This is a genomic window from Colwellia sp. SU-HH01172, from assembly GCF_057553355.1.
In genome coordinates this window covers 296,141-313,836 of record NZ_BAAJMB010000001.1, presented here as the reverse complement: position 1 = coordinate 313,836, position 17,696 = coordinate 296,141, and the positions used below count along the sequence as shown (strand labels likewise).

Below are 17,696 nucleotides of genomic sequence, written 5' to 3'. Positions count from 1 at the left end.
GTGGTAAAAAATGTATTAACGCCTGAGCGTTAAATGGAAAATAAGGAACAATTATGGCTTTATATAAAACCCCGGGTGTTTATATTGAAGAGATATCTAAGTTTCCGCCAGCTGTCGCAGCTGTTGAAACCGCCATTCCTGCATTTATTGGCTTTACACAACAAGCGTTGGACGAAAAAGGACAAACTCTCAGTAACATACCTACGCGAATAACGTCTTTACTTGAATATGAGCAGCTATTTGGCACTGCGCCTAATCAGGCTTTTAGTGTTGCCGTCACTCAACGGCAAATTACTTCTTCCGGTAAAATTATTCAAACCAGCGTCGCATATAATGGTACACCTCCTCGCATACCTGACTACATGTTGTACTACAGTATGCAGTTGTTTTTTGCCAATGGTGGAGGCCCTTGTTACATAGTGTCGGTGGGTGATACCAGTGCAACAAATTATAGTGTCGGCCTGTTTACCACGGCTATAACACGCTTGGAGGAATACGATGAACCTACCTTATATGTATTCCCAGATGCCTGCTCACATAGGGCGTCAAATATAGCTGATGATAGTAATGTTGGTGATATTGTCGATGCCGCGATGCAAAGTTGTGCCAAGCTACAAGATCGCTTTGTTATTGCTGATGTGCGCAATGCTATTGCTGGTGGCACAGACACTAATGCCGAAGTTACCACGGCATTTAGAGATGAGGTGCTGGCAGATAAAGATATTGTTAAATATGGTTCAACATATTTCCCTTACCTTGATACCAGTATTAGTTTTTTGACTTCGGATGATGACATTACGGTGGCGTCTCACACCTTAATTAATATCGCTGACGACGGCGCAGTTAGTAGCGGTGCCGGCACAATTGCAGCCGATACCGCGATAAGTGATACAACCATCATTAATGCCCAAACCGAAGTGTATAACGCGGTGGGGGCATTTATTCGTAGTAATGCCAAAGTTACTTTGCCACCTAGTGGTGGAATTGCTGGCGTGTACGCCAGAGTGGATGCCAGTAGAGGTGTTTGGAAAGCGCCAGCTAATGTTGGCTTGGCTATGGTTGATAAACCCGCAGTAACGGTAACCAATGATTTAAATGATGGCCTCAATGTTGACGCAACTTCAGGTAAATCGGTTAATGCCATTCGATCTTTTACCGGAAAAGGAGTGCTGGTATGGGGAGCTAGAACACTGGCAGGAAATGATAACGAGTGGCGCTATGTTCCCGTACGACGCTTTTTTAACTTTGTTGAAGAGTCAGTAAAAAAAGCAACCTCGGCCTTTGTCTTCGAACCTAATGACGCCAACACTTGGGCGAAAGTTCGTGCCATGATTGAGAATTTTTTAACGCTACAATGGCGAGAAGGGGCATTGGCAGGAGCAAAACCCGAAGATGCGTTTTACGTGTTGGTTGGCTTAAACCAAACCATGTCAGCAGATGACATATTGAATGGTTATATGATTGTCGAAATTGGCATGGCTGCCGTTCGGCCCGCTGAATTCATCGTACTTAGGTTCTCACATAAAATGCAGGAATCATAAGTGGCTTGGTTCTAGATACTATTATTAGCGAAAAGGAAAGATTATGGCTGACAGATATCCCATACCTAAATTCCACTTTTTGTGTGAGTGGGGGGGGCAATCCATTTCATTTTCAGAAGTCAGTGGTTTGGATGTCGAAACGGAAGTCATTGAGTACCGTGATGGCGCCAGTCCTGAATATCACAAAACCAAAATGCCGGGCATGCAAAAGTTTAGCAATGTCACATTAAAGCGCGGTGTATTTAAGTCTGATAATGACTATTACGCTTGGTACAACACAGTGAGTTTAAACACCATAGAGCGAAGAGATGTCATCATTAGCTTGCTTAACGAGCAGCATGAACCTGTGATGGTGTGGAAAATTAAGCATGCGTGGCCGACCAAAATTCAATCCACTGATTTGAAAGCAGATGGTAATGAAGTGGCTATCGAATCAATAGAATTGGTGCATGAAGGCTTAGTGATCCAAAACGAATAACAGGATTGGTTAAATGGCTGCTTATTATCCCCCGGTAGGGTTTCACTTCCGGGTTGAGTTTGATGTGCAAGGGGCTAGTGATGCGGATATTCGTTTTCGCGAAGTTTCTGGGCTGAACATGGAGCTAGAAGAAGAAACCGTGGTGGAAGGCGGTGAAAATCGCTTTGTCCAAAAACTACCTGTGCGTGCCAAGTACCCTGACTTAGTACTTAAGCGTGGTTTGTTAACTAATTCTGCGGTTAGTAAGTGGTGTGTTGCCGCGATTCAAGAATTGGATATTCAACCTACTACAGTGTGGGTGACACTGCTCAACGAACAACATCAGTCACTACAAACCTATACCTTTGTTAATGCTTGGCCGAAAAAATGGCAAGTCACTGACTTTAATGCTGAAAGCAGCGAACTGGTGATTGAATCACTGGAGCTGGCTTACCAATATTTCAAAATGCAATAAGGGGAATGAGAAAATGCCAATTGTGATTGATGAACTGATAGTGACCGCAAAAGTCATGCAATCGCCAAGCCGTGAAGCTGATAGTCAAAGTCGCGGGCGCGATAGTTTTGAAAAAGAAGCGTTAATTCAAGAATGTGTCGAGCAGGTCTTGCGCCAATTGGATCGCAAACAAGAGCGATAATCAAGGGAGAATTAAACAGTGTCAGATGGAATGCTAGACAAACTAAAAATTATCCCATTTTTGGATGCGCAAAGTGTACAAGCCAGTTTACCCGCAGGCCCACCTTTTATCGCCCAGTTCAACCCTGAGACATTCAGTATTAAAAATGATGTTCAGCTTAATACCGAACAATCGGCACAAGGAGCAAATGGTGCAGAAGCGAAGCAGGTCAGTGTTGAAGCACGAGAATTTAATTATGATTTTTTACTTGATGGCACGGGCGCTTCCGGGCCCGCACTAGATGTTTTTGCTGCCATAGAATTGTTTAAATTGACCACAGGTTTTACCGGCGAATCACACCGGAATCGATTCCTTGTATTGCAGTGGGGCTTATTTGTAGTGACCTGTGTATTGAAAAGTTTCAATATTAACTATAAGTTGTTTCGTGCCAATGGTACTCCGTTAAGAGCGATAATCTCGGCGACATTCCAAGAGCATAAGTCTCTGGAATTACAAGGCTTAATTAATAATTTAATGTCGCCTGATGTCACCCATCTGCACGAAGTAAAGGGCTCAGAGCACTTGGCCTATTTATGTTATCAAAAATACAAAGACGCAAGCTATTATTACCAAGTTGCTAAAAGCAATGGCCTGAATACTGTGCGGGTTATTGCACCGTCAAGTGAGTTGTTATTCCCTCCTGTTAAGGAACAGTCATGAGTGAATTACGTCAGGCTGACTCAACCGATCTCTCTACCTTCAGCATTGAAGTAGACGGTGTGCCTTTACCTAGCAATTATCAAATTGAATTTATTGATATACGGCGCTCTACTAATCATATTGCCAGCGCTGATATTGGCTTTATTGATGGTGATCCAGCTGATCAAAGATTTGAATTAAGCAGCTCTGAGCAAATGCGGCCAGGAGGCAAGGTTGAAATACGCTTGGGCTATAACCACAGCGATAGTTCTGTTTTTGTTGGCGTGTTGTTGAGGCAACAAATCAAAGTGAATCGTCAAGGTAAAAGTCGCTTATTAATTTTTTGCAAAGATGCTGCTTTTGTTATGGCGCAAAGCTACAAATCGGCATATTTTGAAGAACTTAGTGACAGCGATTTAATTGAACGTTTAATTGCTGAATATGGTTTGCAGGCGGATATAGCGCCAACCTCGGTGACTCATAAAGAAATTACGCAGTTTCGACAACTTGACTGGGATTTGATGGTACGTCGAGCAGAGCAAAACGGCTTATATTGTGCGACTGATGACGGTGTTTTGCGAGTTCAAGCTCCTATTAATAATGCGTCTAAGTATGAATTGAGCTTTGGTGAAAATGTTATTGATCTTGACTTACAAATGGATGCTCGCTTTCAATACGCAAGCACCAAGAGTGTCGGCTGGTCAGCCGCTGAGCAACAGTCTACTGAATATCAAGGAGTAACTACCTCAGTGGCGGCTCCCGGTAATATTTCATTAGCGGAGTTAGCCGAAGCTGCGGGAGATCAAGAACTGATCCAGCCCGCCGACGGCAGTGTTTCTGCTCAGTTATTACAGCAATGGGCCGATGCTTCAAAGACCAAGCAAAGTCTCGCTAAAGTCTTAGGGACCATTACCACTCAAGGGATTGCTGGGATAAAAATTGGTGATTGGGTCAACTTGAAAGGTTTTAGTGAACGTTTTGATGGCTTGGCTTGGGTTGGAGGATTAGGGCACTCGCTAAGTGCAGGAAACTGGCTAACAACCGTGCAATTGGGGCTACCTCCACGCTGGCATCAACCTTCTGATGAGTCACTTACCCCTCCACTTAAAAGTTTAGAGTCAAGTATCTCTGGCTTGCATATCGGGGTCGTTACCCAGTTAGCAGAAGATCCTGATAGTGAAGATAGAGTACAAGTGAAATTGCCGATATTAGGAGAACAACAATCTGGCGTTTGGACACGCATGAGCACGTTAGACGCAGGCAATGGTCGTGGGTGGGTGGTTAGGCCTGAAATAGGTGATGAGGTGATTGTCGGCTTTATTGATAATGACGCAAATCAGGCAATTTTATTAGGTGCTTTACACAGTAGTGCAAATCCGTCGCCAGTTGAAGCCAGTGATGATAATCATGAAAAGGGCTGGGTAACTCGTTCAGGTATGCAGTTAATTTTTGATGACGACAAAGTCAGCGTTAACTTGGAAACCCCCAGCGGTAATATCGTCCAACTTAACGAAGATGAAGGTTCAATTGTGATTAAAGATCAAAATGACAATGAGTGGCTGATGGACAGTAATGGCATAAAACTGACCTCAAACAGCAATATTGCTATTGAAACTAGTGCTGATGTTGCTCTAAAAGGTAGCAATGTCACAATTGAAGCCAATGCTAGTTTGTCGCTAAAAGGCAGTGGCGAAGCAAATTTGGAAAGTAGTGGTAATACGGTAGTCAAAGGTGCATTAGTGCAGATTAATTAAGTTACAAGGAGCAAAGTTACGCCATGAAACCCGCGGCCAGAATTACTGATAATCATGTATGTCCGATGATGAACCCAGGGCCTGTGCCACATGTTGGCGGACCCATTTTACCACCGGGGGCACCAACAGTATTGATAGGTGGATTACCGGCAGCAAAAGTCGGCGATATGGCGGTTTGCTCTGGACCACCAGATTCAATTGTCGCGGGATCTGGGACGGTATTCATTGCTGGTGCACCTGCCGCTCGGATGGGAGACTCGACCGCTCATGGAGGTAGCATTGTTGGGGGGGATCCAACCGTGTTAATTGGAGGCTGAATAATGACTCAACTGGATAAAATAATTGGCCGAGGTTGGAGTTTTCCACCTCAGTTTGAATTAGCCAAAGGTGAAGTGAGAATGACTACAGGGGTTGAAGATATTCACAATAGCCTGTATATCATTTTTACCACCACTTTAGGTGAAAGAATTATGCAGCCCAAGTTCGGTTGTAGCTTAGAAAGCATGCTGATGGAGCCCATGAATACAGCTACCTTAGCCTATATTCGCAATTTGCTCGAAATTGCAATCTTGTATCATGAACCTAGAATTGATGCAGAAAATATTCAGCTGGACGTTAACCCTAGCGAAGGTATGTTACATATCAAGGTGCAATATTTTATTCGTGGCAGTAACTCTAGATTTAACTTTGTCCATCCTTTCTATCTGCAAGAAGGAAGTGGTCAATGAGCACATCCTGTCAAAGCAATAACCCCTTGCAACGTAATGGCTCTGATCAAATTAGCAGACAGCTAGCTGCTTTATCGGCCGATTATTTTCAAGTGGATGAACGTTCTTTGGCAGATTTTATTTTATTTGCTCAAGCTTATAGCAAAAATATTCGTTTTTATGGCGAAGGTGCCAGTAGTGATAGCAGTTGGCAAACATTTTTTGAAGGCGATCCTAGCGTACCACTAGCAACAATCGCTAACTTGCCATATCAGGAGTTTTTAGATTTTAACCAAAGCTTACGCCGATTTTTGCAACAAGGAACCAATCTTAGTAAAGCTGAGCTAGCACAGTATTTTGCTTTGCAGTTACATCTTCCGTTGTTATTACTGAACGAACTCGGCACAAATTTACAATTACTAAATGAGCATGAAACCATTGCCAGAAAAGTTAATCAGTGGGCATTACGCCAAGTGCAGGAGTCGGTTTTATTATTACGCGGTTTTATGCTTGGCGCAGTATCAGCCCCTGTTAGTGGCTTTAATGACTCCCCCTTAGATAGCAATATTTTGCTGGTTAATGCTGACAACACCAGTGAGTTGCTATTATTGCCGCGTAAAATTGTTGAACGTATCGGTACAAATAATTGGGATGAATTAGCAGAAAAAATATTTCAGCAGTTTACCTTGTTAGATTCAGCTTCTCTTAGCGCCGTGAGTGCTCTGCCAAGCCCTTACCAACAAGCGACTGATAGCTATCAGCAGATATATGACGCCTTAAACTACAACTTGTTAAGCGGGGCCATTGAAGATTTAATTACCGCAACAAAAGTGATTGCTGAACAAGCTAAACTGGCTTTACAAGAGGTGCTGTTACGAGATGATCATACGCCGCATTACGGCTTATGGTTAAGTTTCTTAAAACTGTATCAAAAGCCTCAAGCGTTGCTTAATCAATTTACCCAACGGCATTTAGACTTCTATTACCGAGACGTTTTACAAATAGCTCCGCAAGCTCAACAACAAGAACGTGTCGCCTTAACGTTCGAACTCGCTAAGAAAATTACCGAGCACAAGCTGTCTGCTGGAGTTCAATTTAAAGGCGGGAAAGATGATGACGGTGTTGAACGTTTATATCAATTGGAAAGAGATTTTGTTATCAATCGCGGGGCAATCACCCAACTAAAAGCATTTCACACCGAGCTAGTTGCCAACCAAGTCATTCCGTACGCGGCCAGTAAAGTCGACTCACTTGATGGCATAGCGCTTGAATTAGATAAAGAGTCGCCAGAGTTTTCGGCATTTGGACCCTCACATTCAGCGAGTTTGGCAAACATAGGCTTTGCTGTTGCAGACCAACAATTATTACTTTCTGATGGCCAGCGCACCATCAACATAAATGTGAATTTGTCTAACTCGCTAAATATACCCGTTGCGTCATTGTTTAAAGCTTTTTTAACGATTGAAGAAGGTTGGTTAACGCTAAGTTCTAGTCAGTTGCAAGTGAGCAAAACCGCCAACCAGTTGCAGTTTCTTATTCAACTCGACGGCGATCAAGAAGCAATAACCGCCTATTCACCAGATGTTCATGGCAATAATTTTGTTACTAAGCTGCCAGTGTTAATAATTGAGCTTGATGCAAGCTCTGGTTATTTTTCACAGCTAAATAGCGTGCGCTTTGCGAGTATCGATTTATCCGTTACTGTGCTGGGCTCGAGGAATTTTTCCTTAAGCAATGATTTTGGCATTTTAGATACTAGTAAACCGTTTAATCCTTTTGGTGCTCAAGCCAAAAAAAATAGTCATTTTATTGTTGGCGGTGGTGAGCTCTTTGCTAAGCCGTTAGAGTTTTTAGAACTAAAACCTGTCTGGCAAGAACAAATTGGCTTAAACAGTCACTTTTTAGCCGGTGTTAATGGTTTTAGCGTGAGTTGTAATGTCGAGGTACTACAACAAGGAAAATGGCAGAACTTAGGGATAAATGAGCTGCAACCTTTCTTTATTCATGCCTCAGATGAGGAAAGTAAAAGTGCGTTTTTCCTTCTCATTATTTATCTACTGTCGATTGGCGTTAAGGTTGAGGATTTTTATGACGGCAACCTGAGCTTTACCATGCGGGTTTTCGCCGCTATGTTTGGTCAAGGTCTAAAAATATCGGCACCCGAAACTTTGAGCGAGCCATCTCAAGATCTCTTTCAAGAAAATAGTAAGTCAGGCTTTGTTAGGTTTACCCTAAATGACGATTTTGGCCACCTTATTTATCCTAATGAACTGGCTTTGTCGGTGATGGGAAAATCGGACGGCTTTACGCATAACTTAAATGCAGATTATCAATATGATTCAGAAGGTTTACCTAAATTACCTTTTACGCCACTGATCTCTGAATTGCTAGTGAATTACCAAAGCGAGACGCATGCGCCTGAGCAGCTTTTCCATGTTTATCCCTTTGGCGTTAAACAATTAACAAGTGTTCAATATTTACTTCCGCAATTTAATAATCAAGGCGAGTTATATATTGGTTTGGAAAATCTAAAGCCCCCTCAGTCAATTGCGATGTTATTTGAAGGAGTCGACGGTAGTAGCAACCCGTTAAAAAATCCAACGCAATTGCACTGGCATTACCTTGTTGGTGATGATTGGATTGGTATCGATAAAAATCAAGTAAGTGATAATAGTTACGCCTTGTCAGGTTCGGGCATTATCAGTTTTGAGCTACCGTCATCCGCTAACACAGAGCATGCAATATTGCCTAGTGGTTTGCATTGGTTGCGTTTGTCTGTGGTAAACGATATTGATGCGGTTGTGGACTTATTAGCGGTACACACACAGGCTGCTATGGCGGTTATGGTTGACAATAATAATGCTGAAAACGTCCTAAACAAACCCTTACCCGCTGCTAGCATAAGTAAGTTATTAATACCGGATACTGCTGTTAAATCAATTACTCAGCCACTTCCTGCCATTGACGGCAAACCCGCAGAGGCAACTGATAGTTACGACAGACGAGTTAGCGAGCGACTGCGCCATAAAGATAGAGCAGTGGCAGTTTGGGATTATGAGCAATTGGTTTTACAGCACTTTCCCGAGGTGTATCAGGTTCGTTGCTTGAATCACACCGAGTTGTGCCGCAATGAACAAAATTTGATCACCGCTGAAAATGGCTTAAAGCCTGGCTCGGTGCTAGTTGTGCCTATTCCATTTATTGACCCTGAATCAGCAGCTGATCCTCATCGACCTTATAATCGAAGCCAAACTCTAGCGGCAATAGACAAGTTCTTACGCACTCGCTTATCGCCATTTGTTTTTCTTGAAGTGCAAAACCCACAAATAGAAGAAATTAAACTGCAATTTGATGTTGCGTTTATGCCTGATGTCATCGATAGCGGTTTTCATAGTAGCTTGCTCAATCAGGCCTTAAATCAATACCTGATGCCGTGGGCCTATGCGGGAAATGGCAGTGTTAGTTTTGGTGGTCAGTGGCATAAATCAAGCTTAATTAATTTTATTGAAGAACAACCTTATGTTGATTTTGTTAAAGATGTTTTGATGTTACATCGCACAGACATTAACAGTTCAGATAATAGTTGGTTATTACAGGATAAAACCACAATTACCGCCAGCACCGCACATTCAATTTTAGTTTCTCATGCGCAGCATCGAATTGAACTCTATGTTGGAGGTGCGTAATGGACGATAAAATTATCTTTAAAAACTTACATTTAGATGACGCGCAAGACTTTGCTCAGTTACGTATGCTTGGCATGAACTATATAAGGCAATTAAGTGCGGTTGAATGGACCGACCATAATCTTCATGATCCGGGTATCACGACTCTGGAAATACTTAGCTATGCACTAACTGATTTGGCTTATAGAACCTCATTTAGCACTGAAGACTTGCTGACTCAAGAGAGTGGTTTTATCAGTGAACCATCGCTTTCAAGCTTTTATCCAGCGCAACAAGCTCTCACGACCACACCGCTTACTCAGCTAGATTATCGCAAATTATTATTGAAAATTGACGGCATTAGAAATGCTTGGTTAACGCCTTTAATCGCTGGTGATCAAGATAGCTCTGAACTAGCCGTTTATATTGACTATGCGAAAACAGCGCTTAGTTTGGATGAACTGAATATTATCGGTCAAACTAACGCTAAGTTGCATATTAATGGTTTATATCAGGTGTGGTTGGAGCTTGAAGCTGACTCTGAATTTGGCAGCTTAAATGAAACCGCTTTACCTATCACACTGAAAAGTCTGCCGTTTAAAGGTTACACCGGACAAGTGTTATTACTCAACGACAATACCGGCAATAGTCATATCTGGGCAAACAGAGTGATAGCCGCCGAAGAGCCTATCACGGTTGCGCTTTCAATAGTCAATGACCACGAAGCTGAAGTTAATATTTTGCACGATACACTGGCTTTACCTACGCTTAAGTTAGTGCTGGATAAAGATGTCGATGATAGCGTCACGCCAGCAGATTGGCACCAGCTGTTTTTTTCAGATGTCGAGCAACTTTTAGCTAGTTTTATTAGCAAGCAAAGCTTAATTAAATCTTTGCTTGCTAAAGCTCAATGTGCCCTGCAGGAAAACCGAAATCTGTGTGAAGATTATAAATCTGTCAGTACCATTTCAGCCGATTATGTCGCGGTATGCGCAGACATAGAAGTTGCCGGCGCGGCAGATTTAGAAAAAGTACAAGCACAAGTGTATTTTGCTATAGAGCAATACCTTAATCCGCCAATTAATTTTTATAGTTTGAATGAGTTACTTGAGCAGAAACACAGTACCGACAGTATATTCAATGGTCCATATATTAATCATCAATTGCAACATCAAGGACAAACGATTTTTAACAAACCAGGTTTTGTGCTTGATGAAGAGTTAGAAGCCAGTGAGCTGCGCAAAGTTATTTATAGTTCGGATATCATTAATGAGTTGATGGATATCGATGATGTTGTTGCGGTTAAATCGATTCTGTTGCGCAAATATGATGCTCAGGGCCACGCCGTGGGGGACAGTGATGCTTGGTGTTTACCGATACGGACAGGGCATCAACCTGTGCTGGCCATTAAGCACTGTAAAATACTATTTTTTAAACAAGCGGTGCCTTTTATTGCACAACAAGCAGAATTTCAAGCGACCTTAAGGCATTTACGCGCAACGGCGATAAAACAAGCTTACACAGGTATTGAAGAAGCGCTTACTATTCCTATCGGAACTGATAGAGAAATAACAAAGCATTTTCCGATACAACACGATTTTCCACAAACTTACCAAATTGGCGAAGCGGGCTTGCAGGCTAATGCCTCGGCAGAGCGAATTGCTCAGGCACGACAATTCAAAGCTTACTTATTGTTTTTTGAACAAATGTTAGCCGATTACTTGGCGCAACTTGGTAATGTATCCAAATTATTCTCATTAGACGAGACACTTAAATACAGCTACTTCAGTCAGAATATCACTAACATTAATGGTTGTTTAGGTGAGTTTGCTGATGAATTTTATCTTGATAAAACGCTATTTGCTGACCCTGATAAGCGCAATATGTTACGAGAAGATGAGCAGGAATTTCATCGCCGTCGCAATCGTTTATTAGACCACTTGCTGGCGCGTTTTGCTGAACAATTTAATGACTATGTCATGATGATGTATCAACAAAGTGGTGACACGTTAAAAACCAATGACGAATTAATAAAAGATAAAGTGTCGTTTTTACGTATGCAACCGGTACTAAGCCGTGAACGTAACCGAGCTTTTAATTATCGTCCGAAAGACCTAGCTCAGGTGTGGGACTCTGACAATGTTTCAGGGTTGGAAAAGCGCACGGCCAAATTGGCTGGTATGGAAAGTTTTGCGCGTCGCAATTTATCTTGTCAGGACTTTTTCAGTATCTTGTTTGATACCCGCAAAACCGGTGATGAATTTAGAATCGAAATAAAAGACCCTGAACAGCACTTGCTGTTTAAATCAACGCAACTTTATTTAACTCGTGCCGAGGCGATGGCCGGTGCCTTGATTATTTACCCGCACTTGCTAGACGCTAATGTGTTTAGCATATCAGCCATAGCAGAAAATGAGTTTCGCTATCAAATGCATTTTGATGTCGTAACTTTTACCCATGACGAAACTTTCCTCACTGAAGCTGATGCTCAAGCCAGCATTGATAGCGTTATAGCGCGCCATGAAGAGGTGCTTGCTGCTGCCTCAGGAGAAGAATTAGAAGGGGAGCCAGATCACCCTTTTATCGTGCTGTTTGATACCCGAGAATATGGCTGTGATTACCGAGTTGAGATAAAAGATCCCGGACAATATATTTTATTTAAGTCAAGAGAGTTATACAGCACTCGTACTCAGGCAATTGAGCAAGCGAAAGAGCTATTTGTTGCAGTACCAGAGCGAAAAAACTATCAAATAGATGATAGTGGCGGGGCTGGCACTGTGTTTTACCGGTTAAGTTTTGCCGGGGTAACACTGACCCATGACGTATTATTTGACACCGTAGCAGATGCAACACATTCGATTGAACGGGTGATTGCTCGTTATTATGAAGTGTTGGAAGGTTTAAAATGTAATAACGAAGGAATGTATTTAATTGAACACTTGTTACTGCGACCAAGGCGTGCAAACGCTCGCTTACTTGATGTTTGTCTTCACCCCGAAAAAGCAAGCTGTGGTGATGAAGATCCCTATTCGTTTAGGGCGTCAGTTATTTTACCTTACTGGCCGCAACGTTTTCAGAGCCTAAGTTATCGTCGCTTCCTAGAAAACAGTTTGCGTGAACAAGCCCCTGCCCATGTGCATTTAAAAATATGCTGGATTGATCATACGCAAATGGCAGTGTTCGAGGTGCGTTTGCAAGCCTGGTTGCATGCTCTAGCAACAGAAGAGTTTGACAGTGAGTTACTCAACCAAACTCAGAACGATTTGATCGACATCCTAGAACAGTTAAAAACCGTCTTCCCAACGGCACGGTTGCATGACTGTCGTGATGATGACGATGGGCAACCTGTGCTTCTTGGTAGCACAAACTTAGGAACAGTATAAAACGGCCTTATAAAAAGCGGTAATAGGGTCATTGAATTTGGCGTAATTAACATAACCATTTGCGCGAAATTATGCGCAGATGATAAGGCTGGATAGCAAAATGCAAACATTTTATCCCGTATTTGAAAGCGGTCAGGTGTTAACTTCCTCTCATTTGAACCAGTTAACCGTATGGCTTAATGAGCAACAATTGATGACGCGTAGTAAGTTGTTTGGTATTGGCGTGGTGTGCGGATTACAGGTCATAAAACGAGCTGTTGCGCAAATAGAAATAACCTCGGGTGTTGCTGTTACCTCACTGGGGCACCTTATTCTGCAAGAGCAAAATAAGCTCTATAGCCAATATCGAGATTTTCAGCTGCCAGTATCAGAAGTACTTGAAGACAATAATCTCGTTGACGAAGTTGTTGTATCAAAGAGTTTACTGCCAATTGAAGATATCGCCATGTGGGAATTGCTCACTGACGATTATCAAACCGCACCGGGCACGCCTGTTCCACAGCCACTTAATGCCGAGTTTTGTGAAAATAAAGTGGTGTTATTGTTAGTTGAAGCAAGCGTTGAATCGACAAAAAACTGTGATCTTAATAACTGTGCAGATAAGGGCGGCAAGCAAATATTTACCTTACGCACTTTGTTGATTGATGAAAGTGATGCTTTGCAACTTTGGCAGTTGGAAACGGCAGACTCCAGTGTTTTACAACCACAAGATCAACATTGGCAGCAGCAACAAGTAAATTTAACTCCATTGGCGATTCAGAAATTAAGCGTCAGCGCCAATGGTACCGAAAGTTTAGAGCAACTTCGCGCTTTAACTCGAAACAAAGTGGCGGATGGCTGGGCACAGTTGTCTAACAAGCTTGAAGCGAGTTACCAAAATTATGCTTACTTGCTAGGTGAACGTTTTTCCAGTGATGAATTTCCCAATGGCCCTTGGTTTGGCATCGACCCAAGATTACCAGTACAACCGGCGAGTATCGAACGTTTATTAACTGATATTCATGCCTATGATCGGCTCAAAGATGCGGTGGCATCTTACAATGAATTTATTGATGCCGCTTGTCAGTTGGACGGTTTATGTTGTGCTAATGAAAATCGCTTTGCCTTTCACGTTCTGCTTGGTAAACCACAAACCGCAGAGCGCTGCCAGAATATTAGCTCAGATGAGCCACTCGATATTGATTTTAATATCGGCGCTCAGATAACGTCAAATGTGCTTCGCCATCCTTTTTATCCGGGCATGCAATTGAAAGGACAGCATAAGCTTGCAATGCGCGTTAGTGATTTGTTTTACCGCAGTTGGTTGCTGTTTAAACGTTATTATTTGGACGACTTGCTTGGAGCAGACTTACGCATTACCCCGAGCACCTTGCAAGGGGAGCTATCAAATAAAGCCATTCCTTACTATTTACGTTTTAACGCTATGGATGACTTACACCGTAACTGGCATCCGTCGGCCACCCGTTGTCAGCAGCTCGCTAAAGTGCATGGCTACGGCTTACATCAGTCTAATGTTCACCCGATGAGCTTGAGCTTAGATAACAAAGATTTTTATCGCATCGAGGGCTTACTCGCAAAACCGCTTGGGCAAGTTATTGCTGAGCTGAAAGTACAAAAACAGCAATTAGGTTTGAGTTTTGGTGTTGAGCCAGTGTTTCTGCCGGTAGAAGCGTTAAAATCGGATGCAGAAAAAGCAGCTATTTTAGCGCTATTGCAAGAAAATCAAACGCTGTTACGGTTATTTAAATGTAAGTTGTCAGATATCGACATGATCTTTTTGTTAGTGATAGCGATTTTATTTCAACTTCTGTTAGCCATCATGTATGCACTTGCTAGGCTCTCCAATACCGCGACGCTTTCAATGTTGGGCCAAACTGTTGCAGATGCTTCTGATGCTGAGCGTGCAGCTGCTGGCGTTCAATCTAAGCGCACATTTAAGCACAACATGCTACGTGGTGATGCTCAAGTTATGGCTTATATGAGCAACGCCTATAGCGACACGATTCAAGTCATTGCCGACGGCGATATAAAATCCAACGATGTATCTGACTTATTGCTAAAGCAAGTCAGAAAAGGCAACTTAGCATCAGTTGATTTACTGACCGCATTGGAAGACGAAGGAGATGCTAATGGTGATGTTGGCTTACTTTATCAGAAAGTAAAAGCCGTGCCTGATGGTAGTTTGTATGATCGTGTCAGTAATGAATTGAAGGGCAGCTCTGCTCAAGCAATAGAGCAAAATTACCAAACTGTGCGCATGTTAGCACAAACAGAGAAATTACTTACTCGGAGCTCGGTTAATAGTGTTGCTGAGTTTGACTTTGAAGCTTTCGATACCGAGCTTAGTGGTTTAAATGATGCTTATCGAGAATTTGAAAAAACAGCTGTTGACGATACCGATGAAAGTAATATGGTCTTTCGTAGCGCCATCACCAGCAATATTGGTAACTTAAGTACTTTAGGTACCAGTGCTTTATTATCAAATATTACCGGGGAGTTTCAAACACGAGTTAAAAATATTCTTGATGAATTTATCTTCGATGGTTACAGCCGCCGCCACCCAGGAATAGAACACTTATGCGGTGTACCAAAAGGTGGCACTTTAGTGCTGGCCTACACTCATAAATCACAACTTCAAGATTATCAGAAAAAACTACAAACAAGTGATGTAAGTAATATCAAGGATATTGGCGCTGTGATGGCGGCGATTAACTTACCGCGTGCAGACTTTATTGCCCGTACTGAAAGTTTGATGATGGCAACCGGAGAGCGTGATTTGAAAGTGGCAGATACGCTGGCCCGTTTTATGAAAAATAGCAATATTGGCACTAGTGATAAAGCAAACGATGAAGCTATAGCAGCGGCCGGTAACAGAGCTGATAATCTGCCAAACCTTGATGACATTCAAGAAACGCTAGCTGAGCAAAACACCATGAAGGCATTTGCCATTGAGGCAAATTTTCAACGACTAGAGCTTAAACGGGTGATTGATGATAAAGACCCGCTAAATGACTTTGTTGTGGTCGCTGATTTTTGTTTACCAACTTATTGTTGTGACAGTGATTGCTCAGATTTGGACTTTGTGCCGAAAGCTCCCACTCAACCCTCGCCGACACCCTCAAAAGTGAGAGTTTCGGGCACTATTGTTAGTCGCTCAAGAGAGTTTGGTGGTAGGACCGAGCCCATTACTCATGCAAAATTAGAAGTATTCAATCAAGAGGAACAAGTAATTAATGTCAAAATGGTGAGAGGAACATTTTTATTTAGTGTTGTGCCTGGAAAGTATCGCGTGCTTGCCTCTGCCCCGGGCTTTAACAGTAAAGAAGAAATGGTCACTATTAAAAGTAAAATGCTGCAGGGGATTGAAATTGAACTCGCAGCTGCGAAAGGGAAAAGCGGGCTTAAGGGGTAAAATAAGGGGCATATTTTGCAACATTATGTGCGACAGGCAAAGTTTGATCTTAGTTGCGGGCAAGAGCATGCAGATGTTAGTGCGCGTCAGCAATGGCAAAAGGTGTTTTTACAGCATATTGTCCCGTTAATTGCTCAAGCCCTTAGTCAATGGCAAGAAGAACAAGCTAATGGTTCTCAACCTGACTTTAGCCGTTATCATTTAGCCGTAAGTAAGCTCATTTTAGATATCGGGGATTTTCCTCTAGGCGATTTTAATGGTGGGGGGGCTAGTGAGTTGTCGGTTTCTTTTCAACAAGAACTATTGGTCAAACATTTTAAACGCCAAATAGATGAACAACTAATCGATAATCCTGGGCAAGTTTATTCACTACCAAACTGGCAGCATAAATGCTATTCACACTTTTTACTAAAAGGCTATTGGCCGTCTGGCAGTGCTTTTTCTAAGATTTCGCAAGTAGAAGAATTTTATCAACAAGTCGATAATCAAGCACTTAAGCAGATTTTTAAAACACTAGCAAAGTATCGTTATCGTGCTGATCTTTGGTCTCGAATCGCTTATCAACATAACAAAAAATTTATTGAGTATTTAGCCAAGCAATGGCTAAGCGCCGAACAGTTTTTTCAGCTACAAGAACTGACCAATAAATACCTAATAGGAACATCATTTTATCCGGTGTCTACGTTGTTATTTGCTGTACTTGTTAAAGCGTCAAGTAAAGCCAGCGAAACCTCTGTTGCCAATTTTTCAGTAGAATTAGCAACACTCGAAACACTGCTAAAAACCATGTCTGTTGAGGGGAATAATAACCGCCAACTAAAAGTCTTGCTTAACGCTGTGCAGGCATCAGCTAAGCCAGAAGTTGACGATAGTTTTGACTTAGCAGATGCTATTGACTCGACTTCCTCATTACAAGGTGATGAACAGGAAAAAAATGCGATAGAAAGTACCTTAGTATCTCAAGCTGGAGTGATCTTATTACATCCATTTTTGACTGATTTATTTAGTCAATGTGGCTGGTTAAAAGCAAAACAGTTTGTTAGCCAACAAGCTCAATTCGATGCCATGTATGCGCTTCATTATGCCGTTACTGGCTCCTGCTCTGCTCAAGAAAATGAACTACTAGTGTACAAATTTTTGCTGGGAATACCGTTATTAGCACCAGTACCTAGGAAAATAATACTTAACGATGAGATAAAAAAACAAATCGATGGTTTGTTGTTGGCAGTAATTCAACATTGGTCGGCATTAAAAAACACCTCTATTGATGGTTTGCGTCAGAGCTTTTTACAACGTGCTGGCAGTATACAAGCGCTTGATGAAGGCTATCGCTTAACCGTAGAAAAGCAGTCAATTGATATATTACTTGAACGTCTACCTTGGACATATAACTTGATTGTTCTGCCTTGGCTCAAACAGCCTATTTTTGTCAGTTGGGCCTAG

The 17,696-nt window shown here is 42.2% G+C and carries 12 protein-coding genes; all 12 read left to right on the top strand.

All coding sequences use genetic code 11. The annotated features are described in order from the left end of the window. Positions 1-53 precede the first annotated feature (53 nt). Entirely contained in the window at positions 54-1,541 is a 1,488-nt protein-coding gene (locus AC27JP_RS01395; RefSeq protein WP_487111655.1) for a phage tail sheath family protein, read from the top strand. Positions 1,542-1,584: 43 nt separating this feature from the next. Beyond that, positions 1,585-2,019: a phage tail protein gene (locus AC27JP_RS01390; protein WP_487111654.1), complete on the top strand. Its 435-nt coding sequence runs from the start codon at positions 1,585-1,587 to the stop codon at positions 2,017-2,019. A 13-nt stretch (positions 2,020-2,032) separates the two neighbouring features. Continuing rightward, on the top strand, positions 2,033-2,473 hold the full coding sequence (locus AC27JP_RS01385) for a phage tail protein (RefSeq protein ID WP_487111653.1): 441 nt from the start codon (positions 2,033-2,035) through the stop codon (positions 2,471-2,473). A gap of 13 nt (positions 2,474-2,486) precedes the next feature. Beyond that, on the top strand, positions 2,487-2,654 hold the full coding sequence (locus AC27JP_RS01380) for a DUF5908 family protein (RefSeq protein WP_487111652.1): 168 nt from the start codon (positions 2,487-2,489) through the stop codon (positions 2,652-2,654). Positions 2,655-2,672: 18 nt separating this feature from the next. Then, positions 2,673-3,353: a CIS tube protein gene (locus AC27JP_RS01375; protein WP_487111651.1), complete on the top strand. Its 681-nt coding sequence runs from the start codon at positions 2,673-2,675 to the stop codon at positions 3,351-3,353. Next, entirely contained in the window at positions 3,350-5,086 is a 1,737-nt protein-coding gene (gene vgrG, locus AC27JP_RS01370; protein WP_487111650.1) for a type VI secretion system tip protein VgrG, read from the top strand. Before AC27JP_RS01375 ends, vgrG begins: the two co-directional genes overlap by 4 nt. A gap of 23 nt (positions 5,087-5,109) precedes the next feature. Further along, complete coding sequence (locus AC27JP_RS01365) at positions 5,110-5,403, top strand: PAAR domain-containing protein (protein WP_487111649.1); 294 nt, start codon at positions 5,110-5,112, stop codon at positions 5,401-5,403. 3 nt (positions 5,404-5,406) lie between these two features. Further along, a complete protein-coding gene (locus tag AC27JP_RS01360) occupies positions 5,407-5,814 on the top strand; it encodes a GPW/gp25 family protein (protein ID WP_487111648.1) in 408 nt (135 codons plus the stop codon). Beyond that, on the top strand, positions 5,811-9,479 hold the full coding sequence (locus AC27JP_RS01355; RefSeq protein WP_487111647.1) for a hypothetical protein: 3,669 nt from the start codon (positions 5,811-5,813) through the stop codon (positions 9,477-9,479). The genes AC27JP_RS01360 and AC27JP_RS01355 overlap by 4 nt, the downstream gene beginning before the upstream one ends. Further along, positions 9,479-12,841 carry a hypothetical protein gene (locus AC27JP_RS01350; RefSeq protein ID WP_487111646.1) on the top strand — a complete coding sequence of 1,121 codons (3,363 nt, stop codon included), beginning with the start codon at positions 9,479-9,481 and terminating at the stop codon, positions 12,839-12,841. Before AC27JP_RS01355 ends, AC27JP_RS01350 begins: the two co-directional genes overlap by 1 nt. 100 nt (positions 12,842-12,941) lie before the next feature. Beyond that, positions 12,942-16,253: a carboxypeptidase-like regulatory domain-containing protein gene (locus AC27JP_RS01345; protein ID WP_487111645.1), complete on the top strand. Its 3,312-nt coding sequence runs from the start codon at positions 12,942-12,944 to the stop codon at positions 16,251-16,253. Between the two features lie 15 nt (positions 16,254-16,268). Next, complete coding sequence (locus AC27JP_RS01340) at positions 16,269-17,696, top strand: contractile injection system tape measure protein (protein WP_487111644.1); 1,428 nt, start codon at positions 16,269-16,271, stop codon at positions 17,694-17,696.